The following is a 22898-nucleotide window of genomic DNA, read 5'->3' as shown; positions in this document are numbered from 1 at the left end:
GCAGAATCCGTTAGGCAAGCACTTATTATCAGCCGCGCTTGGCCCGGTAGATTCGGAAACCCTGTCCTTCAGCCTTGATCGCACACACGCCCAAGTGCTCTTCGATCAGCGGTTGATACTTCAGGAAGCTGTTCGCTACCAGTCGAAGTTCGCCGCCGTTTTTCAGATGTTTAGCCGCTTTTCGCAGCAAGTTCTCGGTGGCGAAGTAATCGGTGTGTACGCCGACATGGAACGGTGGGTTGCTCAGGATCGCGCTCAAACCCATGGGCGCGGCATCGATGCCGTCACCGGTCATCACCTCAGCATCCAGGCCGTTGGCGGCCAGGGTCAGGCGACTGCTGGCGGCGGCAAACGCATCTACATCAAGCAGAGTGACCTGGTTGTGCGGATAACGCCGCTTGACCGCCGCCCCCAACACACCCGCGCCGCAACCGAAGTCCAGCAAGTGGCCGCTCGGCAGTTTGTCCAGGTGCTCCAGCAGCAGGGCGCTGCCGCGATCCAGGCGACCGTGGCTGAACACGCCCGGCAGGCTGATGACTTTCAATGGGCCTTCGGCCAACGGCAGTTCGTAGGTCTGTGCCAGGCTTTCCAGCGACTTGGCTTCTGGTGCATTGGTCACGGTGACTTGCCAGAGTTGGCAATGCCGTGCGCTGTCGAGCTTACGGGGTTTGCCGAAGGGATTCAGTTGCTTGGCCGCGCCTTCGATGCCGCTGCGTTTTTCGCCTACCAAATACAACTCACGGCCGGCCAAACGAGAGGCGAGGGCGTTGAGGATGTAGTCGGTCAGGTCTTTGGACTTAGGCAGAAACACCACGGCGCTGTCGAACTCGCGCTCCGGCGCATTCACGCCGAAATGGCTGCGCTCGGCGAAACGGGCGTTCAGTGCCGTTTGATCACCAGCATGCCAGCACCAACCGTGGGCATCGGGCAGCCGGCCCAGCAAATCATCGGCGGGCAAACCGGCCAGCAGCACCGAACCCTGGAATAACTCAGCCTGACGAAGCAGTACTTCACTGCGCGGATCCATACTCTGCTCCTGGAAAAAAAGTGCCGCAGTTTATCAACTGACGACCCGCAGCGCTTGACCGCTGAAGTAGCCTTGGGCGTTTTCGGTCAACTGGCCAACGATTCGCTGCCGCGCCTCGCGACTGCCCCAAGCGTTGTGCGGGGTGACGATCAATCGTGGGATATCGTGGGCCAACAACGGATTGCCCGCGGTGGGTGGTTCGATGCTCAACACATCAGTGGCCGCACCGCCCAAGTGACCGTTGCGCAGGGCATCAGCCAATGCTTGTTCGTCAATCAAACCGCCGCGCGCGGTGTTGACCACGAAAGCACCGGGTTTCATCGAGGCCAGTTCACGGGCGCCGATAAAGTGGCGAGTGTGTTCGTTGAGCGGGCAGTGCAGGGTCAGGGCGTCGATTTGCGGCAGCAGTTCATTCAGCGGCAAACGATCCGGCCGGGCAGGGCGCCCCGGAATCTGCCCCAGCAACACGCGCATACCGAACGCCTCGGCCAACCGCGCCACGGCACTGCCCAGTTCACCGTGGCCAAGCAGGCCGAGGGTTTTGCCTTCGAGTTCGACGATCGGGTAATCAAGCAGGCAGAATTGTTTCGCCTGCTGCCAGCGACCTTCGGCGACCGCCTTCTGATAATCGGCCAGGCGCGTCGCCAGATTCAGCAGCAACATGATCGTGTGCTGAGCCACCGACGGCGTGCCATAACCCTGGCAGTTACAGACAGTGATTCCGTGAGCACGGGCGGCGGCGAGGTCGACGTTATTGGTGCCGGTGGCGGTGATCAGGATCAACTTCAATTCTGGGCTGGCCGCCATGGCCGCCGCATCGATCAGGATTTTGTTGCTGATGGCGACGGTGGCGCCTTTGAGGCGTTCGACCACCTGATCAGGCGTGGTTTGCGCGAACAGCTGCAAGTCGCTGAAGCACTCGCGTAGCGGACTGAGGTCGAGATCGCCGAGGTCCAGGGACGGATGGTCGAGGAAAACGGCGCGGCGAGAGTTCGTCATCAACTGTACCTTTTGTGCATTGAACTGAAGGCGTAATCTGACGAGCCTACCAGATGAAACAAACAGTTACGCTGGCCCAAAAGGAGCCCCCATGTATTGGACAGAGTTCTTGACCGTTGCCCTGATTCACCTGCTGGCCGTCGCCAGTCCCGGCCCGGACTTTGCCGTGGTTGTGCGTGAGAGCGTGACCCATGGTCGCCGTGCCGGAACCTGGACCGCGCTGGGCGTCGGCTCGGCGATTTTCCTGCACGTCGGCTATTCGCTGTTGGGTATCGGGTTGATCGTGTCTCAGTCGATCGTGCTGTTCAACGCCTTGAAATGGGCCGCCGCCGCGTACCTGCTGTACATCGGTTTCAAGGCCTTGCGCGCGCAACCGGCCCCACCTGTGGCTGACGACCTGCATCAGGAGGCCGGCGAACGTACCGCGCGTGGCGCTTTCACCTCGGGATTCGTGACCAATGGCCTGAACCCGAAAGCCACGTTGTTTTTCCTGTCGCTGTTCACCGTGGTGATCAGCCCGCACACACCATTGGCGGTACAGGCCGGTTACGGGATTTATCTGGCCGCGGCGACGGCAGTCTGGTTCTGCCTGGTGGCGATGCTGTTCAGTCAACAGCGCGTGCGCGCCGGTTTCTCCCGCATGGGCCACTGGTTCGACCGGACCATGGGCGCGGTGTTGATCGCGATCGGCGTGAAACTCGCGTTCACCGAGATGCACTGATTCCCGACCCTCTGTAGGAGCTGCCGAAGGCTGCGATCTTTTGATCTTGACGATTTTCGATACCGCCAAAGATCAAAAGGTCGCAGCCTGCGGCAGCTCCTACGCCGGGTTCAGCTGCACGTTCGTACCTATAAATGCTGGCGCAAAGCTAGCATTTATACGGTTGTGCAAATCATCCCTTTGGCTGATTTGGCTGGCGTTCAAGGGCTCTAGAGTGCTTAGCTTTAAAAGCCAAGACCGTGCAGTCAGAAAAGGGACTCTTATGTTGCAGACTCGCGTTATCCCCCCAGCCGAGGGCGCTTACCAGTATCCGCTGTTGATTAAACGGCTGCTGATGTCCGGTGCCCGTTACGAAAAAACCCGCGAGATCATCTACCGCGATCAATTGCGCTACAGCTATCCGACTCTGATCGAACGGGTCGCGCGGCTGGCCAACGTGCTGACGGCCGCTGGCGTGAAGGCCGGAGATACCGTGGCGGTGATGGACTGGGACAGCCATCGCTACCTGGAATGCATGTTTGCCATCCCGATGATCGGCGCGGTGATCCACACCATCAACGTGCGCCTGTCGCCAGAACAGATTCTCTACACCATGAACCACGCCGAGGACCGCTTCGTGCTGGTCAACAGCGAGTTCGTCGGGCTGTATAAGGCGATTGCCGGGCACCTGACTACTGTGGAGAAAACCCTGCTGCTGACCGACTTGCCGGAAAAAACCGCCGACCTGCCAAACCTGATTGGCGAGTACGAGCAATTGCTGGCCGCTGCGAGCCCGCAGTACGACTTTGAAGATTTCGACGAAAACTCGGTCGCCACCACGTTCTACACCACCGGCACCACCGGTAACCCCAAAGGCGTGTATTTCACCCATCGCCAGCTGGTGCTGCACACCATGGGCGTGTCGACCATCATGGGTTCCATCGACAGCGTGCGCCTGCTGGGCACCAACGACGTGTACATGCCGATCACCCCGATGTTCCATGTGCATGCCTGGGGCTTGCCATATGTAGCAACCATGCTCGGGCTCAAGCAGGTCTACCCCGGCCGTTACGATCCCGAGTATCTGGTGGAACTGTGGCGCAAGGAGAAGGTGAGCTTTTCCCACTGCGTGCCGACCATTCTGCAAATGGTCCTCAATGCCAAGGCGGCGCAAAACATCGATTTCGGTGGCTGGAAAATCGTCATCGGCGGCAGTGCGCTCAACCGTGCGCTGTATGAAGCGGCCAAGGCCAAGGGCATTCAGTTGACCGCCGCTTACGGCATGTCGGAAACCGGGCCATTGGTATCGTGCGCGCACCTCAACGAAGAGCTGATGGCCGGCACCGAAGACGAACGCACCACCTACCGGATCAAGGCCGGTGTACCGGGGCCATTGGTCGAGGCGGCGATCGTCGACACCGACGGCAACTTCCTGCCTGCCGATGGCGAGACCCAGGGCGAATTGGTGTTGCGTGCGCCGTGGCTCACCGAGGGTTATTTCAACGAGCCGCAGAAAGGTGCCGAGCTCTGGGCCGGAGGCTGGTTGCACACCGGCGACGTGGCGACGCTGGACAGCATGGGCGTGATCGACATTCGCGACCGGATCAAGGACGTGATCAAGACCGGCGGCGAGTGGATCTCCTCCCTGGACCTGGAAGACCTGATCAGCCGCCACCCCGCGGTACGCGAAGTAGCAGTGGTGGGCATCGCCGATCCGCAGTGGGGCGAGCGGCCGTTTGCGCTGCTGGTGGTCCGCGACGGGCATGAGATCGGGGCCAAGGATCTCAAGGAACACCTCAAGCCGTTCGTTGAGCAGGGGCACCTGAGCAAGTGGGCTATCCCGAGCCAGATCGCCATTGTTACTGAAATTCCCAAGACCAGTGTCGGTAAGCTCGACAAGAAGCGCATCCGCGTCGACATCACCGAATGGCAGGCCAACAACAGTACCTTCCTCTCGACGCTTTAAGCGTCATCTGGCGCGCCGAAAACGGCGCGCCAGACCCACCAAGCAAGCGCTTGGCTTGTGAAATCCGAATTTTCAGCCATCCTTGCCGTGCCGACATGTGTCGGACTGGCGAAAGGACTGTTCCAGAGTGGCCGGCAGCTGCAAATCACACTTTAGAGGGATCAAGCACTACTACCTGCTGGCTATAGTCCGCTCAAGGAATTTTTAAGAACGGAGCGCGCACAAAACGGGGCGATGCAACTTTGGAGTGACGTCGGAACCGCTTGGCTTCCGGTCACCCACAACGTTTTTAAAAGTACTTAGCCATAACAATAATGCACATGGAGTAGCGTCGATGACATCAGTAAACCAGTTCTGGCGCCGGGCGAAACTGCCCCTGGCGGTCAGTCTCGCCTCTTCGCTCGCCGGGCCTGCATTCGGCGTCAGTTTCAACGTCGGTGAGATCGAAGGTCAATTTGACTCATCCCTGTCGATCGGAGCCAGTTGGTCTACTCAGAGCCCCAACAAGAATCTTATCGGCGTCAATAACGGGGGCCACGGCCTGTCCCAGACGTCCGATGACGGTCACAACAACTTCAAGAGCGGCGAAACTTTTTCGAAGATCTTCAAGGGCATCCATGACCTTGAATTGAAATACGGCGACACCGGTGTCTTCGTCCGGGGCAAATACTGGTACGACTTCGAACTCAAGGATGAAAGCCGCGAGTTCAAGGACATCAGCGACAGCAACCGTAAAGAAGGCGCCAAGTCCGCTGGCGGCCAGATCCTCGACGCCTTCGTCTACCACAACTACGCCATTGCCGATCAGCCGGGTTCCGTGCGTCTGGGCAAGCAGGTCGTGAGCTGGGGTGAAAGTACTTTCATCGGCGGCGGCATCAACTCGATCAACCCGATCGACGTGTCCGCGTTCCGTCGTCCCGGTGCCGAGGTCAAGGAAGGTCTGATCCCGGTCAACATGTTCTACGTGTCCCAGAGCCTCACCGACAATCTGTCGGCCGAAGCCTTCTATCAGCTGGAATGGGACCAGACGGTTGTCGATAACTGTGGCACCTTTTTCTCCCAGCCAGACATCATTGCCGACGGTTGCGACAACAACCTGCGCGTGCTGAACAAGCGCTCGACCATTCCGGCCGCGGCCCTGCCTACATTGACCAGGCTGGGCGTCGACGTGAACGATGAAGGTGTGCTGGTGCGTCGTGGGGCGGATCGCGATGCGCGGGACAGCGGCCAGTGGGGCGCGTCCCTCAAATACATGTTCGAGCCGCTAGACACCGAGTTCGGTGCCTATTTCATGAATTATCACAGTCGTGCGCCGATCTTCAGCGCCACCGGTGCTCCAGCGGCGGCCTACGCCCGGGCAGCGGCTTTGCCAGGGGCGCTTCGTGCTCTGGCGCCGTTGGTGGTCGCAGGTAATTCCGAGTACTTCGTCGAGTACCCGGAAGATATCCGCCTCTACGGTCTGAGCTTCTCCACTACCCTGCCTACTGGTACGGCGTGGAGCGGTGAGATCAGCTATCGTCCGAACGCGCCGGTGCAACTCAACTCCACCGACATCCTGTTTGCCGGCGTACGCCCATTGGGTGGCGCCCTGACCAATGCTTCGCTGCTCCCCGGTGTACCGGGTCAGGATCTGCACGGCTATCGCCGCAAGGAAATCACCCAGTTCCAGACCACCCTGACGCACTTCTTCGATCAGGTCATGGGCGCCAGCCGTCTGACCCTGGTGGGCGAAGTGGGCGTGACCCATGTTGGCGGTCTGGAAAGCAGCTCTGATGTCCGTTACGGCCGTGACCCGGTCTACGGTCCTGGTGAACTGCCCAATACCGGCGGCCTCAACACCTGCTCGGCGATCCTTAACACCAGCACCATCAACGGTGCCGGCGCGGGTGCCGCTACCAACAACCGCAGCCGCAACTGCAACAACGAGGGCTTTACCACATCGATGTCGTGGGGTTATCGCGGTCGCGCCATCTGGGATTACAACGACGTGTTCGCCGGTGTGAACCTCAAGCCGAACGTGGCCTGGTCCCATGACGTGAGCGGTTACTCGCCTGGCCCTGGCGGTAACTTCGAGGAAGGTCGTAAAGCGGTGAGCCTGGGTGTCGATGCCGAATACCAGAACACCTACACCGCGAGCCTGGCGTACACCAACTTCTTCGACGGCAAGTACACCACCGTGGATGATCGCGACTTCGTTGCGCTCAGCTTCGGCGTGAACTTCTAAGCACTGTATTTTCAGGACGAACACATTTATGAAAATAACAAAGAGTCTGTTCCACGTTGGCGTTCTGGGGCTGTCGCTGCTGGCAACCGGTGTCATGGCGGCGGTCCCTGCGGCCGAAGCGGACAAGCTGGGCAAGAGCCTGACCCCGATGGGCGCCGAGATGGCGGGCAACGCCGACGGCTCGATCCCGGCCTGGAAACCCATGCCGAAAAACGCCGGTAGCGTGGATAGCAAGGGTTTTCTGTCTGATCCGTTCGCGAGTGAAAAACCGCAGTTCACCATCACCGCGCAGAACGTCGACCAGTACAAGGACAAGCTCGCGCCGGGCCAGTACGCAATGTTCAAGCGCTACCCGGAAACCTTCAAGATGCTGGTCTACCCGTCCCATCGCGGTGCCACCGTGCCGGATGACGTGTTCGCCTCCATCAAGAAAAACGCCACCAACACTAACCTGGTGTCCGGCGGCAACGGTCTGGAAAACTTCGAAACCGCGATCCCGTTCCCGATTCCGAAAAGTGGCGTTGAAGTCATCTGGAACCACATCACCCGTTATCGCGGCGGCAGTGTGACCCGTCTGATAACCCAGGCCACGCCGCAGCCGAACGGCTCGTTCAGCCTCGTGTACTTCGAGGACCAGTTCGTGTTCCGCGACAAGATGAAGGATTACGACCCGAAAAATCCGGGAAACATCCTGTTCTACTTCAAGCAGAAAGTGACCGCGCCGGCGCGTCTGGCCGGTGGTGTGCTGCTGGTACACGAAACCCTCGACCAGGTTAAAGAACCGCGTTCGGCGTGGGTCTACAACGCCGGGCAGCGCCGTGTACGTCGTGCGCCGCAAGTGTCCTATGACGGGCCGGGTACCGCTGCCGATGGCCTGCGTACCTCCGACAACCTGGACATGTACAACGGTGCGCCGGATCGCTATGACTGGAAGCTCGAAGGCAAGAAAGAGATGTACATCGCCTCCGACAGCTACAAGCTCGATGATCCTAAACTGAAGTACGCCGACATCATCAAGGCCGGTCACATCAATCAGGACCTGGCTCGTTATGAACTGCGTCGGGTCTGGCATGTGGTCGCGACCCTGAAGGAAGGTCAGCGTCATATCTACGCCAAACGTGACTTCTACATCGACGAAGACACCTGGCAGGCGGCTGTGGTCGACCACTACGACGGTCGCGGGCAACTGTGGCGTGTCGCTGAGGCTCACTCCGAGAACTACTACGACAAGCAAGTGCCGTGGTACGCCCTCGAAACCTTGTACGACCTACAATCGGGCCGTTACCTGGCCCTGGGCATGAAGAACGAAGAGAAGTCGGCCTATAACTTCGGCTTCACTGCCAGCACCGCAGACTTCACGCCGGCAGCTTTGCGTCAGGAAGGCGTTCGCTAATACGATGTAAACCGAGGCCGCATCCTCGAAAAAACGCCCCGACTGGTTCGGGGCTTTTTTTATCGGAGTTTTGTATCAGGGCGCACTTGTTAACGCGGGGGGGGCTCGCGGAACGTCGGTGACTGTGATGGCCCTTTCGCGAGCAAGCCCGCTCCCACATTGGATCTTCGGTGGACAGACAATCTGTGAGCAATGGAGATCCAGTGTGGGAGCGGGCTTGCTCGCGAAGGGAGCGATACGGTCTGTCGAAAAAACTGCACCTCAGGCTTGGCAACTTCTGTTCGTAGTCTTTTTGTAGCCATTTGTAGCAATAACCTTCAATAGCTCTTCGTTTACCGCTAGGCTGCGGACATCTGTAACGCCGCCATCAGCCTTTCAAACAAGAGCCGGCCATGACTGATCTGTCCCCACTTCCGGGCCCTGCAAGCGTTGCCGTCGCCGCATTGGACGGGCGCTTTTTCCGGCCTCCGCTGCCCGACGGCCATGTGCTGCGGCCGCGTTTGTGCGAGCGCCTGAGCGCCGGCCTCGGTGGCAGGCTGTTGCTGGTGAGCGCGCCGGCGGGGTTCGGCAAGAGTTCATTGGCGGTGGAGTTTTGCCAGGGGTTGCCGGATCACTGGCAAAGCCTGTGGCTGGGGTTGAGTCCTCGGGACAGCGATCCCGGTCGTTTTCTTGAACGCCTGCTTGAAGGTCTTCAGGAGTATTTTCCGCAACTGGGCAGCCAGGCACTGGGGCTGCTGAAAATGCGCCAACGTCATCAGCCGTTCGCCTTCGAAGAATGGCTGGACGGTTTACTCGATGAACTGGCTGTGCACCTTTCACCCGTTACACCGCTGTTGCTGGTACTTGATGATTATCATCTGGCCCAGGGCCCGGTGCTTGATCGTTGCCTGCAGTTTTTCCTCAATCATTTACCCGATGGCCTGCTGGTCATGGTCACCAGCCGGCAACGTCCCGACTGGCATCTGGCACGCCTGCGACTGTCGCGGCAACTGCTCGAGTTGCATGAGCAGGATCTTCGACTGACCCACGATGAAGCCCTGAGTCTGCTTGATCGGCACAGCATTTCATTGCGTGGCGAAGCGCTGGAGAGTTTGATTCAGCGTAGCGAAGGCTGGGTGGCCGGGCTGCGCTTCTGGTTGCTGGCGGCCTCCGAGGCGGGCAGCGAGGGCGCATTGCCCCAATCGCTGTACGGTGGGGAAGGGCTGATTCGCGATTACCTGCTCGAAGAGGTCATCGATTGCTTGCCCGCCGAGGTGCAGTCATTCCTGTACGAGACCGCGCCTCAAGAGCGCTTTTGCAGTGAGTTGTGTGACGCCGTGCGCGAAGCCCATGATAGCGCCGAGATCCTGCGCTTCCTGCTGGCGCATCAGGTGTTTCTGGTGCCGCTGGACGAACACGGTCACTGGTATCGCTATCACCACCTGTTCTCCGACCTGCTGCGCAGCCGGCCCACTGCTCAAGCGATGGTGCCGACGGCCAGCCTGCATCTGCGTGCCTGCCGCTGGTTCAACGCCCAAGGGTTACTCGATGAGGCGGTGGAGCAGGCGTTGCGTGCCGGGCATCTGGATGTTGCGGCGAATCTGGTACAAAACCTCTCTGAAGAACAGCTGCTGGCCGAGCAGAACGTCGGCATGCTGCTGCGCTGGAAAATGGACTTGCCCGACAGCCTGCTAATCAGCACACCACGGCTGATCGTGCTCTACAGCTGGGCGTTGGGGCTGGCCTGCCAACTGGACGCCGCTGAGGAACTGGCCAGCCACTTGAGCCGCTTCCTGCCGGCCCCGTCGGCCACTGCGCAGAAATCCATGCTGGCGCAATGGCTGGCCCTGAGCGGCATCATTGCCCGGGGGCGAGGCAATCGCGAGCTGACGTTGCTCTATTGCACCGAAGCGCTGGAGAGCCTGCCGGCCAAACGCTATGGGCAGCGCCTGATGTGCCTCTCGACATTGTCTAACCTGGCCATTGCCGACAGCGACCTCTGGCGTGCCCGGGGGCTGAATCGTGAATCCCTTGAACTGGCACAACGGGTGGGCAATCCGCTGTTCGAGGCGCTGGCCCATTACGACCGCGCTCGTGTGCTGCAAGCGCGCGGGGAGATTCTTCGCTCACTGGATGAAGTCCGCCAAGGGCTGCAACGCCTGCAAGGCCTATCCCCGCAACGGCTGTATGCGGTGCGCGCGCGCCTGACCCTATACGAGGGTTTTTTGCTGGCGCTGCGCTTGCAACCCCAGGCCGCGCGGGCACGTTTGCTCGCGGGATTGGCCGAAGCGCGGGCCTGTCGCGACATCAGTGTGCTGATCGGCCACTGCGTGATTGCCCGTCTGGAGGGCAGCAGCGGCGAGTTCGCCAAAGCCTTCGCCGAACTCGCCGAGGCCGAGCGCCTGATGCACATCTGGGACGTCCCGCCGATTTACTACCTGGCGATGATCACCCTGGTCAAATGCGAACTCTGGCTGGCCCAGGGCCGTACCGACCTCGCCGAAGCCTGGCTTGCGCGATTGGGCCAGACCTACAACGGCGAGCATCCGGCGGCCCCTCCAGAATTCCATCCGCAATTGCCGCTGCACATTGAACTGCAACAGGCGGTGCTGGACATGATGAAAGGCCAGTCCATGCTTGCCGAAGGGCGCTTGAACGCGTTGCATGAACACGGTCAGCACAGCGGCCGGCAGATGCTCAGCGTGATGGCGCTGAGTCAGAAAATTACTCTGTTGCTGGCGGGCGGGCGTGAATCTGAGGCCCGCAAGGCGCTGGCCCAGGCTTTGGAAGCGGCCGCCGGTGGCGTCCTGCAACCGTTTGACCCATTGTTGACCGCACACCCGGACTGGCTGCGCGGGCAACTTCAACTCTGTGCGCCGACGGCCGTTTCGCAGAGTCTCTCGGAAAAACTTCCGGCCCTGGCCTCCCGGCCGGTGGTGGAGCCATCACCTGCTGCCGAACAACTCAGTACGCGTGAACTGGCCGTTCTGCGACTGATCGCCCAAGGGTGTTCGAACCAGGAAATCAGCGATCAGTTGTTTATTTCGCTGCACACGGTGAAAACCCATGCCAGTCATATCAACAGTAAGTTGGGGGTTGAGCGGCGCACGCAGGCGGTGGCACGGGCGAAGGAGTTGGGGGTGTTGGCGTAACGCATTTTTACGATGGACATGGGGTCAATGGATCAGGGCAAATCTGTGCCAAAATTGGTCATTCCTGTTTCCCGAGCGTGCCCCGATGTCCCAGCAACCCACCCTCATCCGCGAAACCTTCCCCGTCGGCCCTTTGCAGTGCAACTGCACAATCATCGGCGACCCGATCACCAAAAAAGCCATCGTGGTCGACCCGTGCGGCAATCATGAACTGATCCTCGCGCGTCTCGACGCCTTGGGCCTGAAGGTGGTCAGCATCATTCACACCCACGCGCACCTGGATCATTTTCTGGCTTCCGGGCAGCTCAAGGAGAAAACCGGCGCGACGCTGCACCTGCATAAAGAAGATCAATTCCTCTGGGACAACCTGGAGATGCAGTGCCAGATGTTTGGTGTGCCTTACACCCCTGTGCCATCACCAGATCGCTGGTTGGCCGACGATGAGGAGCTGGCTTGCGGTTGTGGCGTTGCGCTGCATACGCCGGGTCATACACCCGGTTCCATGAGCTTTTGGTTTTCAGAGGCTAAGCTGCTGATTGCCGGTGATACGCTTTTCAAGCGTGGGGTAGGGCGCACGGATTTATGGGGAGGCGATCAGGCGACTCTCGTGCGGTCGATCAAGCAACGGTTGTATACCCTCGACGAAGAGGCGACGGTGGTGACCGGTCATGGTCCGGATACTCGTCTGGGCGATGAAATGCGCGGTAACCCCTTTGTACGAGCCTGAAGATGCAGTTGTGAAAGGCACAACGGAATTTTTGGCGTTGGCCATGATCCAACGCCCGCAAAGGTTCATTGCTTAAGTCCGCTGCACCACAGAATGCAAAAAAAAGTAGGAGCTCTCCATGTTCACCTCGCGTCGTTTGATTATTGTCGCTACTGCTGTGGCTTTGTTGTCCGGTTGCGCATCGCAGAACCCTTATGACAACCAGGGTCAGGCTGATGGCGGTTCTACGGGCATGAGCAAAACCGCCAAATACGGTGGCCTCGGCGCCTTGGCTGGTGCACTGGCCGGTGCTGCCATCGGTCACGATAACCGTGGCAAGGGCGCGCTGATTGGCGCCGCCGTGGTGGGGGCTTCTGCCGCCGGTTACGGTTACTACGCCGACCAGCAGGAGAAAAAACTGCGGGCCAGCATGGCCAACACTGGGGTTGAAGTGCAGCGTCAGGGCGATCAGATCAAGCTGATCATGCCGGGCAACATCACCTTCGCCACCGATTCGGCGAACATCGCGTCGGGCTTCTACCAGCCGCTGAACAACCTGGCGGGCTCGCTCAAGGAGTTCAACCAGAACCAGATCGAGATCGTCGGCTACACCGACAGTACCGGCAGCCGTCAGCACAACATGGACTTGTCCCAACGTCGTGCCCAGAGCGTGGCGACTTACCTGACCTCCCAGGGTGTCAGCGGCGCCAACCTGTCGGCGCGTGGTGCCGGGCCGGATAACCCGATTGCCAGCAATGGTGATGTGAATGGCCGGGCTCAGAACCGTCGCGTCGAGGTCAACCTGAAGGCGATTCCGGGTCAGGAATATCAGCAGCAGGGCCAAGGCCAGGTACAGCAGTATCCATAACATCTGTCCATAAAAACTGTGGGAGCGGGCTTGCTCGCGAAGGCGGTGTATCAGTCGACATTAATATCGACTGGCACGCCCCCTTCGCGAGCAAGCCCGCTCCCACATTAAGAATTGTGTTTCCCCTTCTTTCCTAGTTCGCCTCTTTCACCGCGCTGAGAAACGCGCAGGTACGTTCCTGTTGCGGATGTTCGAAGATCTGCGCCGGCGTGCCTTGCTCGTGAATCTGACCCTTGTAGAAGAAACACACGCGATCGGCGAACTCCCGGGCAAACCCCATCTGGTGCGTGACCATCAGCATGGTCAGGTTGTGCTCGGTGCCAAGCTTGCGGATCACGTTGAGCACTTCGCCGCACAGTTCCGGATCGAGCGCCGAGGTCACTTCGTCGAACAGCATGACTTTGGGCCGCATGGCCAAGGCCCGGGCAATCGCCACCCGTTGTTGCTGGCCGCCCGATAGCTGCGAAGGGTAGTGCCCCAGCTTGCTGCCCAACCCCACCAACTCCAGCAGGTCCGCGGCGCGCTCGCGTGCTTCAGCGGGTTTCATTCCGAGCACTTGAACCGGGGCTTCGATGACGTTTTGCAACGCCGTCATGTGCGGGAACAGGTTGAAGCTCTGGAACACCATGCCGATCTTGCCGCGCACCCGACGGATATGCCGATCGTTGGCCGGCACCAGCACGCCGTTGCGATTGGGCATGTGGGTCAGCAGGTCGTCCTCGATGCGGATCAGCCCGTCATCAATACCTTCAAGCGTCATCAATACTCGCAGCAGCGTGGATTTGCCCGAGCCGCTAGGGCCGATGATCGCGACTTTTTCGCCCGGCGTGACGTCCAGGTTCAAGTGGTCGAGCACGGTGAAGTTGCCGTAGCTCTTGGTGACGTCCTGGAAGCTGACAATCGGCTTGACCGGGTCAGGTGTTTGCATGGCCGTGCCCTCCTGCGAGTGCAGCTCTGTCAGATTGCTGCGCCGGGAAAGGTCGCTGGATGTCGAGAGTGGAGAAGTCATTAGCGTAGCTCCAGGCGCACTTCAAGGCGCCGTACCAGATAAGCCAAAGCGATGCTCAGGGCGAGGAAAAACAGGCCGACCATGGTGATCGGTTCCAGATAGCGGAAGTTCTCGGAGCCAATGTTCTTGGCCTGTTGCATGATTTCCACCACGGTAATCGCCGACAGCACAGGCGTGTCCTTGAGCATCGCCACCAGGTAGTTGCCCAATGGCGGCAGGATCGGCCGCAGGGCCTGGGGCAGAATGATATTGCGGTAGGCGCTGTACGGAGCGATGTTCAGCGCGGTGACCGCCTCCCATTGCGCTCGCGGCACGGCGTCGAGGCCGCTGCGATAAACCTCGGCGATGTAGCAGGCGTAATGCAGGCCGATGCCCAGGATCCCCACTTGCATGGCGGTCATGCTGACGCCGTAGTTGGGCAGCACGTAGTAGAGGAAGTACACCTGGATCAGCAACGGTGTACTGCGAATGAACTCGATCACCGCGGTGGCCGGCCACGACAGCCAGATGCTGCGGCTGCGTCGGCCGATGGCCAGAAACAATCCCAGCACAATCGCGATCAAAAAGCCGATCAGGGTAATCCCGACGGTATTGAGCGAGGCGCGCAGCAAATCGGGGAGGATTTGCCAGGCATAGGTCCAGTCGAACAGGGTCATGACAGACCTCCGCGCATCCGCCCGCGAGCCAGATGGCGCTCGATGCGGCGCATGCCGATGTTGATCGCTTGCGCGAGGACGAAATACATCACCAGCGCCAGGCTGAAAATTTCCAGGGTCTGGAAGGTCGCCTGATCCAGTTGACGAGCCCGGAAGCTCAGGTCGGACAAGGTGATCAGCGACACCAGTGAGGTGTTTTTCAGCAATTCGATCAGCAGGTTAGTGCCCGGCGGGATCGCCGCCAGCAACGCCTGGGGCAAGATGATTCGCCGAAAGCGTTTGTACTTGCTGAAATTCAGCGCCGTGGACGCTTCGTATTGCCCCTTGGCGACCGAGCTGATCGCACCGCGCATCACCTCCGCGCCGTAAGCGCCGATGTGCAATCCGAGGCCGACGATGGCCACGCTGTAGGGACTCAGTTCAAGATTGAACGGCGGCAGCGGCAGCACGAAAAACAGCCAGAACAATTGCACCAGCAACGACGTGCCCCGGAACACTTCAATGTAGGCAATGGAAAACCAGCGCAACGGCCGCCATGGCGACATGCGCCCCAGCGCCGCGAGAACCGCCGCGACAATCGCCAGCAGCGAACCGAAGATCGTCACCTGGAGCGTGACCCAGGCGCCTTGTATCAATAGCGGAAGTAATTCACCCATGGTTTAAACCTGGCCATCCGGATTAAGCAGGGAAATAGGCATCGCGCCAGAGCGCCATGCCTGTTTCGGCTATTGAGCGCAGAGCTCTGCAGCCGTTTTGCTTGTCACGTTGGATTTGTCGAAGCCGAAAGGTGCGACAGCCTTCAGGTGCTCTTCGGAACCCAGCCACTTCTTCAGTTCGGCGTTGACCGCATCACGCAGGTCTTTGTCTTCCGGACGGAAGGCGAGGGCGCCGTAACCGATGTGCGACGGGTCGTCCTTGAACTCGGTGACTGCTTCGACTTTTTCGCCCCCCTTGGCCGCCAGGCCTTTCATGGTCAGCTGGGTGCCCACTGCGGCATCGGCGCGACCGGCGCGTACGGCTTGCAACTGCGCGGTGGTGTCCGGCACCTGAAGAATTTGCGCATCCTTGACCCCGGAATCCCGCGCATACGCCAGGTTCACTGTGCCGGACATGATCGCCAGTTTCACATCGGGGTTTTTGGCGATGTCTTCATAGCTGTGCAGGTTCTTCGGGTTGCCCTTGGCCGTGAGCAGCGCGTCCGGCAGTTGATACTGCGGATCGGTGAACAGCACCTGTTTGCAGCGAGCCGGGGTGATGTACATGCCGGCGGCAATCACATCGAAACGCCCGGCGCGCAGGCCCGGAATCAACGAACCCCACTCGGTCAATACGCCATCGACCTTGGTAATGCCCATTTTGGCGAAGATGGCTTTGGCGATTTCCGGTGATTCACCGGTGACCTTGCCGTCGGTTTCGGTAAACGCGAACGGGGTTTCGTTGGCGTAACCGATGCGGATACTGCTGTTCTGTTTGACGGTTTCCAGCGTGGTGGCGGCGTGGGCGCTGGCGGCCAGGCCGAACATCGCGCAAGCCACGAACAGGCGACGCAAAGCATGAGTGGTGCTGGAGGGGAAATTGCTCATCGATAAAATCTCCTGTTTCTTGTGGACCCGTCGTTGACGGCTCTGTGATAGGAGGCAGTGTGACAAGAGCAAAGCGTACAAGGGCTGATCCCAAGAACAGGGACACAGTTCCGGTACAGGTCGATTGGTTTTGTTGTGGGGGCTTGAAACATTGCCCGGGTATCGACCTTGAACCGAGCATACAAAAGCCCTGAGCATCATTGCATTGCACTAGGACAATTGCTTTGCGCGGATTCTCGCGGGATGCTGTCCGCACTGGCACCTGCGCGGGTTTGAGCGGCGATGGAGAAGTGGAAAGCAGCATTGGAAATCGCCCGTAGCGGTGAGTCCAAATACAAGATTCTGGTGCAGGCGATTGCCGATGATATCGAGCAAGGCGTACTGGCCAACGATCAACGCCTGCCACCCCAACGGCATGTCGCCGATGCCATGGGCATCAGCGTGCAGACGGTCACCAACGCCTATAAAGAGCTGGAGCGTCAGGGGCTGGTGCGTTGCGAAGTCGGGCGCGGCAGCTTTGTCTCACGGCGCATGAGTGATCGGGTCGCGAGTTACATTCTCGACAGCCCCGAACGGGCGCTGGTAGATTTTTCCATCACGCGGATCCTGCACACCCGCGAGCATGACCAGTTCTGGCGCGATACCTGTCGTGAGCTCAGCACTGAAGAGGATCAGCCGTGGATTCATGCCTTTCGTCCGATCGCCGGTTTTGAATCGCACCGCGAAGCCGCCATGCACTGGATCGGTCGACAGGGCCTGCGGGTCGAACGCGATGACATCTTGATCACCAACGGCGCAGCCCACGGCATCTTCCTCGCCTTAGCGTCGCTGGCCGGTCCTGATGATGTGGTGCTTTGCGAAGGCGTGACCGACCACGGCGTGATCGGCAATTCCCAGGTATTGGGGTTTACCCTCAAGGGCCTGGAGATGGACCGTTATGGTATCGACCCGGAACACTTTGAAGACATGTGCAGCAACGAGCGCATCACCGCGCTGGTGTGCACGCCGAACCTGAACAACCCCACCACCAGCCTGATGCCGGACAGCCGCCGTCGCGAGATCGCCGACATCGCCCGGCGCTTTGGTGTGCATATTATTGAAGACGATGTTTATGGGCCGCTGCTGGATGAGCGTCGCGCACCGCCGATCAGCCATTACCTGCCGGAGCTGTCGTTCTATTGCACCAGCATGACCAAGTCGGTGCTGACCGGTTTGCGTATTGGCTATCTGGTAGTACCCAAGCGGCTGGCCTTGCGTACCGAAAGCATTTTGCGCGTGAATAGCTGGATGGCCACGCCCATGGTTTCGGAAATTGCAGCGCGCTGGATTCGCGATGGTCGCGCTGACACGCTGGTGAGCTTGCAACGCAAATTGTTGGCCGGGCGCCAGGCGATGGTCACTGAATACCTGGATGAATACCTGCTGGGCCAGCATCCCCACGCATTGAATGCCTGGGTCGGCATTCCAGCCCATTGGGAGCTCGACAGCCTGGTGCGGGCGTTGCGTCACAAGCACATTGCGGTCACTTCACCCGACCCGTTCACCGTGCGCGGCACGCCTCGGCCACGGGCGGTGCGGGTGTGTGTCGGCGCCGAATGCAGCGACGACGAAATGCGCGATGCGCTGATCGGCATGCGCGAAATCTTCGGCCAGTACCCGCAAATCCATGACTTTTGAGCGGGAAAAAATCCGCAAAAAGTTTGTCGGCTAAATTGCCCTAGTACATTCATCGCGACAATCCAGCCCTCTTAGACTGCGCCCAACACCTCAATCGGGATGCGGTCATGTCAGCGCTGCAGCTAAACGATATTTACCTCGCTCGCCAGCGAATCGAATCGCTGGTGCGGCGTACCCCCATGGAGTATTCGCCGAGCCTTTCGCAGCGATTGGGCGTGGCGGTGTACCTCAAACTCGAATCCCAGCAAATCACCGGCAGCTTCAAACTGCGCGGCGCGAGCAATGCCGTGGCGCAGCTCAGCGTCGAAGAAAAAGCGCGTGGCGTGGTAGCGGCGTCGACCGGTAATCACGGTCGCGCACTGGCGTATGCCGCGTCTCGGCAAGGGGTGAAGGCGACGATTTGTTTGTCGCATCTGGTGCCGATGAACAAGGTTCAAGCCATTCGCGAACTCGGCGCAGAGGTACGCATCGTCGGCCAGTCTCAGGACGACGCCCAACGCGAAGCCGAACGAATCGCCCGCGAGCACGGCGCGACATTGCTGCCGCCATTCGATCACCCGGCCATCATCGCCGGCCAAGGCACCCTCGGGCTGGAAATCCTCGAACAGCAACCGGACGTGGCGCAAATTCTCGTGCCGCTATCTGGCGGCGGTCTGTTTGCCGGCGTGGCGCTGGCGATCAAAAGCGCCAGCTCAAGCATCGTCACCCATGGCATCAGCATGCAGCGTGGCGCGGCGATGCACGCCAGCCTCGCGGTCGGGCATCCGCTGGAAGTCGAAGAGCTGCCGACCCTGGCTGATTCGCTCGGCGGCGGCATCGGGCTGGACAACCGTTACACCTTCAGCATGACCCGCGACCTCTGTGATCACCTGCATCTGCTCAGTGAAGCCTCCATCGCCAATGCCATCCGCCATGCCTATCGCGAAGAGCGTCTGGTGCTGGAAGGCGCGGCGGCGGTCGGGATTGCCGCGTTGCTCGATGGCCTGATCGAACCGCGCGGGCCGATCGTGGTGGTGGTCAGCGGTCGCAACGTCGACATCGATCAGCATCTGCGTGTACTCGCTGGCGCTGATGCCTGAACCCCAACAATAACGACTGACTGGAGTGCTGCGCTGATGACTGCCATTACCTTATTGAGCGAAGCGGATCTGCATGCCTGTGTCGCGCTGGATCTGCCGAGCATCGACGCCATCGAACAGGCCTTTGTGCTGCTGGCCACGGCGGCGGTGGCGATGCCGCCGATCCTGCGACTGGACATCCCCGAGCACAACGGCGAAGTGGACGTGAAGACTGCGTACCTGCCGGGTCTGGAACGCTTTGCGATCAAAGTCAGCCCGGGTTTTTTCGACAACCCGAAACTGGGGCTGCCGAGCCTCAACGGCATGATGATGCTGTTGTCGGCCCGCACCGGTTTGCTGGATGCCTTGTTGCTGGATAACGGTTACCTGACCGCCGTGCGCACGGCGGCGGCGGGCGCGGTTGCTGCTCGCGCCCTGTCGCGGGCCGACAGTCGTAGTGTGGCGTTGATCGGTGCCGGCGAGCAGGCCGCGTTGCAGCTTCAGGCATTGCGTCTGGTGCGGCCGATTGAATCCGTGCGGGTCTGGGCACGTGACAGCGCCAAGGCCGCAGCCTTCAGCGCCGAGCTGGCGCGCGACAGCGGTCTGCAGGTCACGACGTGCGCGAGTATCGAAGAGGCCATGGCCGATGTCGACATCGCAGTCACCTGCACACCGAGCCGCGAGCCTTTAATCGAAGCGCGCCATCTGCATCCCGGCCTGCACATCACAGCCATGGGCTCAGACGCCGAACACAAAAACGAAATTTCCCCGAAGGCCCTGGTCAAGGTCGACCGCTACGTGGCGGATCGCTTGAGCCAGACCCGCATCCTTGGCGAGTTGCATCACGCCTTGGCAGCCGGCGTCATCGCTGACGAATCGGCGCTGGCGGAACTCGGTCAGGTGCTGGCCGGCCAGCGCCCCGGTCGTACCAGCGAGGCGCAGATCACTTTGTGCGACCTCACCGGCACCGGCGCCCAGGACACGGCCATGGCCAATCTGGCATTCGAGCGCGCGCGCTCGGCGGGCAAGGGTTTCCAGTTCGGCAGCTAATCCGTTTTTTCATCCGTGCGTCATTTATCAGAGGGCATGTGTATGTCTCAGATAGTCGTCAATCTTCCGTTCGAACGGGAGGAATACGCCCAGCGTCTGGCTAAGGTTCGAGCGGCCATGCAGGCACAGGGCATCGAGCTGTTGCTGGTCACCGATCCGTCGAACATGGCTTGGCTGACTGGCTATGACGGTTGGTCGTTTTATGTTCATCAATGCGTGCTGCTGGCGCTCGACGGTGAGCCGGTCTGGTTTGGTCGCGGGCAAGATGCCAACGGCGCCAAGCGCACGGTGTTCATGCAGCACGAAAACATCGTCGGTTACCCGGACATTTATGTGCAGTCCCGGGAACGCCATCCCATGGATTACTTGTCGCGAGAAGTCATCAATGCTCGCGGCTGGGACGCGCTGACCATCGGTGTGGAAATGGACAACTATTACTTCAGCGCCGCCGCGTATTTGTCGCTGAAAAAGAATCTGCCGAAGGCCAATCTGATCGATGCGGTCGGGCTGGTGAACTGGCAGCGGGCGATCAAGTCGCCACAGGAAATTGCCTACATGCGCATCGCCGCGCGCATCGTCGAAAACATGCACGGGCGGATCCTCGAACGCATCGAACCGGGCATGCGCAAAAACGAACTGGTGGCCGAGATCTACAGCAGCGGCATCCTCGGGGCCGACGGTCATGGCGGCGATTACCCGGCCATCGTGCCGCTGTTGCCCACGGGGGCGGATGCCAGCGCGCCGCACCTGACCTGGGACGATTCACCGTTTGAAAAGGGCGCCGGCACGTTCTTCGAAATCGCCGGTTGCTACAAGCGCTATCACTGCCCGTTGTCGCGCACGATCTACCTGGGCAAACCGCCGCAGCATTTTCTCGATGGTGAAAAAGCCGTGGTCGAAGGCATCGCCGCGGGGCTTGAAGCGGCCAAACCGGGCAACACCACCGGTGACATCGCCGTAGCATTTTTCAAAGTGCTGGAGAAGTTCGGCATCCACAAGGACAGTCGCTGCGGCTATCCGATCGGGATCAGTTATCCCCCAGACTGGGGCGAGCGCACCATGAGCCTGCGTCCCGGCGACACCAGTGTGTTGCAGCCGGGCATGACTTTCCACTTCATGCCGGGCCTGTGGATGGACGATTGGGGGCTGGAAATCACCGAAAGCATTCTGATCACCGACACGGGCGTCGAGACGCTGTGCGACGTGCCACGCCAACTGTTCGTGAAGGATTGAGCCATGAGCGAATTGCCTGACAACCCCATCAGCGCCACGGTGGATTTCGCCCGCGAAGGCGTGCAGCACGGGTTTCTCAAATTGCCGTATTCGCGGGACGACTCGGCTTGGGGGGCGGTGATGATTCCGGTCACAGTGATTCAGCGCGGTCAGGGTCCGACCGCGCTGCTCACCGGTGGCAACCACGGTGACGAATACGAAGGCCCGGTAGCGCTGAGCAAACTGGCGCAGGGGCTGACGGCCGTCGAGGTAAGGGGGCGGGTGATTATCATCCCGTTCATGAACACCCCGGCGTTCCATGCCGGGCGGCGCACGTCACCCATCGACAAGGGCAACCTCAACCGCAGCTTCCCGGGCAAGCCGGACGGTACGGTGACCGAGAAAATCGCCGACTATTTCAACCGGACCTTGTTGCCGCTGGCCGATATCGTGCTGGATATTCATTCCGGCGGTCGCACCCTGGATTTCCTGCCGTTCGCGGCGTGCCACGTGCTGCCCGATAAAGATCAGCAGGCGCAATGCGAGGCGGGCATGCGCGCGTTCAATGCGCCGTACAGCATGCGCATGCTGGAGCTGGATGCCGGGGCGATGTACGACACCGCCGCCGAGCGTCAGGGCAAAGTATTCGTCACCACCGAATTGGGTGGCGGCGGCACGTCCAGCGCACGCAGCGTGGCGATTGCCGAGCGCGGGGTGCGCAATTTGTTGGTGCATGCCGGGATTCTTGTAGGCGAGGTTCAGGCCGCGGAGTCGATCATGCTCGACATGCCTGACGCCGATTGTTTCATCGCCAGCGAACACAATGGCTTGCTGGAAATGTGCCGCGATCTGGGCGACAACGTGAACAAAGGCGAAGTCATCGCCCGCATTTACGACGCCACCCGCAGCGGCGTCGCCCCGGTGGAATATCGCGCCGCCCGCAGCGGCCTGTTGGCAGCGCGGCATTTTCCCGGTTTGGTGCAATGCGGCGATACCGTGGCAGTCATCGCGGATGTTTTGGCATAACACAATCCCTGTGGGAGCGGGCTTGCCCGCGATGTCGGCGGCACATCCAACATTGATGTGACTGACATACCGCAATCGCGGGCAAGCCCGCTCCCACAGGTTCCTAATCGCACAGGAGATCCTCGGCCCATGCACAAACTCGATCGCTACGACCTGAAAATCCTGCGGATCCTCGCTGAAGACGGGCGGATCACCAAATCGAGCCTGGCCGAGGCGATCAATCTCTCGGTGACCCCAGCGTGGGAGCGGGTTCGCAAGCTGGAGGCGCTGGGATTGATCAAGGGTTACCGGGCGCAGATCGATTGGAACGCAGTGTTCAAAAGTCAGCAGGTGCTGGTGGAAATCACCCTGGCCCGACACACCGCCCAGGACATGCGGCGTTTCGAGCAACGCATGAATGAGGCCGTCGAAGTGGCGTTCTGTTACGCCACCGGAGGTGGTGTCGATTACATGGCAATGATCCAGGCGCCGGACATCGACCACTACCAGCGCTTTATTGATCAGCTGTTGCTGGATGACTTGGGCATCGAACGCTACTTCACCTACATCGTGACCAAAACCATCAAGACGGCGGGGGCGTTGCCTGCCGAGCTTGCGCAGGAACCCTGAAAAC

19 protein-coding genes are annotated in these 22898 nt (G+C 60.2%); 13 read left to right on the top strand and 6 right to left on the bottom strand.

All coding sequences use genetic code 11. The features are described 5' to 3' along the window. Positions 1-28: 28 nt before the first annotated feature. Positions 29-1027: a methyltransferase gene (locus AB7M29_RS29615; RefSeq protein ID WP_454248582.1), complete on the bottom strand. Its 999-nt coding sequence runs from the start codon at positions 1025-1027 to the stop codon at positions 29-31. A gap of 33 nt (positions 1028-1060) precedes the next feature. Further along, positions 1061-2026: a 2-hydroxyacid dehydrogenase gene (locus AB7M29_RS29610; protein WP_217858933.1), complete on the bottom strand. Its 966-nt coding sequence runs from the start codon at positions 2024-2026 to the stop codon at positions 1061-1063. Between the two features lie 91 nt (positions 2027-2117). On the opposite strand from AB7M29_RS29610, the gene AB7M29_RS29605 reads away from it, so the two are divergent. The 7 genes from AB7M29_RS29605 (at position 2118) to AB7M29_RS29575 (ending at position 13014) form a co-directional block, all read left to right on the top strand. Next, positions 2118-2747, top strand: coding sequence for a LysE family translocator (locus AB7M29_RS29605; protein ID WP_217858932.1), 630 nt, complete (start codon positions 2118-2120; stop codon positions 2745-2747). Between the two features lie 262 nt (positions 2748-3009). Further along, positions 3010-4692: a fatty acid--CoA ligase gene (locus AB7M29_RS29600; protein WP_217858931.1), complete on the top strand. Its 1683-nt coding sequence runs from the start codon at positions 3010-3012 to the stop codon at positions 4690-4692. Positions 4693-5026: 334 nt separating this feature from the next. Then, the gene (locus AB7M29_RS29595) at positions 5027-6916 is read left to right on the top strand and encodes a DUF1302 domain-containing protein (protein WP_048397782.1); all 1890 of its coding nucleotides are present in this window, start codon (positions 5027-5029) and stop codon (positions 6914-6916) included. Between the two features lie 28 nt (positions 6917-6944). Beyond that, positions 6945-8309, top strand: a complete 1365-nt coding sequence (locus tag AB7M29_RS29590; protein WP_454248581.1) for a DUF1329 domain-containing protein — start codon at positions 6945-6947, stop codon at positions 8307-8309. Positions 8310-8701: 392 nt separating this feature from the next. Next, positions 8702-11440 (top strand): LuxR C-terminal-related transcriptional regulator, encoded by a 2739-nt coding sequence (locus tag AB7M29_RS29585; protein ID WP_217858936.1) that lies wholly within the window; start codon positions 8702-8704, stop codon positions 11438-11440. Between the two features lie 85 nt (positions 11441-11525). Then, positions 11526-12167: an MBL fold metallo-hydrolase gene (locus tag AB7M29_RS29580; protein WP_454248580.1), complete on the top strand. Its 642-nt coding sequence runs from the start codon at positions 11526-11528 to the stop codon at positions 12165-12167. Between the two features lie 118 nt (positions 12168-12285). Beyond that, a complete protein-coding gene (locus tag AB7M29_RS29575; protein WP_217858935.1) occupies positions 12286-13014 on the top strand; it encodes an OmpA family protein in 729 nt (242 codons plus the stop codon). Positions 13015-13147: 133 nt separating this feature from the next. Here the strand turns inward: AB7M29_RS29575 and ehuA are convergent, their stop codons facing one another. From ehuA to ehuB, 4 genes are all read right to left on the bottom strand, one after another. Further along, positions 13148-13942 carry an ectoine/hydroxyectoine ABC transporter ATP-binding protein EhuA gene (gene ehuA / locus AB7M29_RS29570; protein ID WP_454248579.1) on the bottom strand — a complete coding sequence of 265 codons (795 nt, stop codon included), beginning with the start codon at positions 13940-13942 and terminating at the stop codon, positions 13148-13150. Between the two features lie 80 nt (positions 13943-14022). Next, positions 14023-14679, bottom strand: a complete 657-nt coding sequence (gene ehuD / locus AB7M29_RS29565) for an ectoine/hydroxyectoine ABC transporter permease subunit EhuD (RefSeq protein WP_052966315.1) — start codon at positions 14677-14679, stop codon at positions 14023-14025. Next, positions 14676-15335: an ectoine/hydroxyectoine ABC transporter permease subunit EhuC gene (gene ehuC, locus AB7M29_RS29560; RefSeq protein ID WP_052966314.1), complete on the bottom strand. Its 660-nt coding sequence runs from the start codon at positions 15333-15335 to the stop codon at positions 14676-14678. Before ehuC ends, ehuD begins: the two co-directional genes overlap by 4 nt. A 69-nt stretch (positions 15336-15404) precedes the next feature. Further along, a complete protein-coding gene (ehuB, locus tag AB7M29_RS29555; RefSeq protein ID WP_454248578.1) occupies positions 15405-16262 on the bottom strand; it encodes an ectoine/hydroxyectoine ABC transporter substrate-binding protein EhuB in 858 nt (285 codons plus the stop codon). Between the two features lie 282 nt (positions 16263-16544). Here ehuB and ehuR point away from each other — a divergent pair, with 282 nt between their 5' ends. The 6 genes from ehuR to AB7M29_RS29525 all read left to right on the top strand — a co-directional run bounded on the left by ehuR (position 16545) and on the right by AB7M29_RS29525 (position 22894). Continuing rightward, positions 16545-17939 carry a MocR-like ectoine utilization transcription factor EhuR gene (gene ehuR, locus AB7M29_RS29550; RefSeq protein ID WP_052966312.1) on the top strand — a complete coding sequence of 465 codons (1395 nt, stop codon included), beginning with the start codon at positions 16545-16547 and terminating at the stop codon, positions 17937-17939. Positions 17940-18046: 107 nt separating this feature from the next. Further along, positions 18047-19018, top strand: coding sequence for a hydroxyectoine utilization dehydratase EutB (gene eutB, locus AB7M29_RS29545; protein WP_454248577.1), 972 nt, complete (start codon positions 18047-18049; stop codon positions 19016-19018). A 36-nt stretch (positions 19019-19054) separates the two neighbouring features. Beyond that, a complete protein-coding gene (eutC, locus tag AB7M29_RS29540) occupies positions 19055-20047 on the top strand; it encodes an ectoine utilization protein EutC (protein WP_454248576.1) in 993 nt (330 codons plus the stop codon). A gap of 42 nt (positions 20048-20089) precedes the next feature. Beyond that, entirely contained in the window at positions 20090-21280 is a 1191-nt protein-coding gene (doeA, locus tag AB7M29_RS29535) for an ectoine hydrolase DoeA (protein ID WP_217854462.1), read from the top strand. A 3-nt stretch (positions 21281-21283) separates the two neighbouring features. Next, complete coding sequence (gene doeB / locus AB7M29_RS29530) at positions 21284-22285, top strand: N(2)-acetyl-L-2,4-diaminobutanoate deacetylase DoeB (protein ID WP_217854461.1); 1002 nt, start codon at positions 21284-21286, stop codon at positions 22283-22285. A 129-nt stretch (positions 22286-22414) separates the two neighbouring features. Then, the gene (locus AB7M29_RS29525; protein ID WP_454248575.1) at positions 22415-22894 is read left to right on the top strand and encodes an Lrp/AsnC family transcriptional regulator; all 480 of its coding nucleotides are present in this window, start codon (positions 22415-22417) and stop codon (positions 22892-22894) included. Positions 22895-22898 lie beyond the last annotated feature (4 nt).

The organism is Pseudomonas sp. F-14 TE3623 (genome assembly GCF_053629015.1).
The sequence above is the reverse complement of the archived record's forward strand: the minus strand, read 5'-3'. Positions and strand labels throughout refer to the sequence as shown.

Coding starts and splice junctions, on each gene's coding strand:
- AB7M29_RS29615 (WP_454248582.1), bottom strand. CDS start 1,027: ATGGATCCGCGCAGTGAAGTACTGCTTCGTCAGGCTGAGTTATTCCAG.
- AB7M29_RS29610 (WP_217858933.1), bottom strand. CDS start 2,026: ATGACGAACTCTCGCCGCGCCGTTTTCCTCGACCATCCGTCCCTGGAC.
- AB7M29_RS29605 (WP_217858932.1), top strand. CDS start 2,118: ATGTATTGGACAGAGTTCTTGACCGTTGCCCTGATTCACCTGCTGGCC.
- AB7M29_RS29600 (WP_217858931.1), top strand. CDS start 3,010: ATGTTGCAGACTCGCGTTATCCCCCCAGCCGAGGGCGCTTACCAGTAT.
- AB7M29_RS29595 (WP_048397782.1), top strand. CDS start 5,027: ATGACATCAGTAAACCAGTTCTGGCGCCGGGCGAAACTGCCCCTGGCG.
- AB7M29_RS29590 (WP_454248581.1), top strand. CDS start 6,945: ATGAAAATAACAAAGAGTCTGTTCCACGTTGGCGTTCTGGGGCTGTCG.
- AB7M29_RS29585 (WP_217858936.1), top strand. CDS start 8,702: ATGACTGATCTGTCCCCACTTCCGGGCCCTGCAAGCGTTGCCGTCGCC.
- AB7M29_RS29580 (WP_454248580.1), top strand. CDS start 11,526: ATGTCCCAGCAACCCACCCTCATCCGCGAAACCTTCCCCGTCGGCCCT.
- AB7M29_RS29575 (WP_217858935.1), top strand. CDS start 12,286: ATGTTCACCTCGCGTCGTTTGATTATTGTCGCTACTGCTGTGGCTTTG.
- ehuA (WP_454248579.1), bottom strand. CDS start 13,942: ATGCAAACACCTGACCCGGTCAAGCCGATTGTCAGCTTCCAGGACGTC.
- ehuD (WP_052966315.1), bottom strand. CDS start 14,679: ATGACCCTGTTCGACTGGACCTATGCCTGGCAAATCCTCCCCGATTTG.
- ehuC (WP_052966314.1), bottom strand. CDS start 15,335: ATGGGTGAATTACTTCCGCTATTGATACAAGGCGCCTGGGTCACGCTC.
- ehuB (WP_454248578.1), bottom strand. CDS start 16,262: ATGAGCAATTTCCCCTCCAGCACCACTCATGCTTTGCGTCGCCTGTTC.
- ehuR (WP_052966312.1), top strand. CDS start 16,545: ATGGAGAAGTGGAAAGCAGCATTGGAAATCGCCCGTAGCGGTGAGTCC.
- eutB (WP_454248577.1), top strand. CDS start 18,047: ATGTCAGCGCTGCAGCTAAACGATATTTACCTCGCTCGCCAGCGAATC.
- eutC (WP_454248576.1), top strand. CDS start 19,055: ATGACTGCCATTACCTTATTGAGCGAAGCGGATCTGCATGCCTGTGTC.
- doeA (WP_217854462.1), top strand. CDS start 20,090: ATGTCTCAGATAGTCGTCAATCTTCCGTTCGAACGGGAGGAATACGCC.
- doeB (WP_217854461.1), top strand. CDS start 21,284: ATGAGCGAATTGCCTGACAACCCCATCAGCGCCACGGTGGATTTCGCC.
- AB7M29_RS29525 (WP_454248575.1), top strand. CDS start 22,415: ATGCACAAACTCGATCGCTACGACCTGAAAATCCTGCGGATCCTCGCT.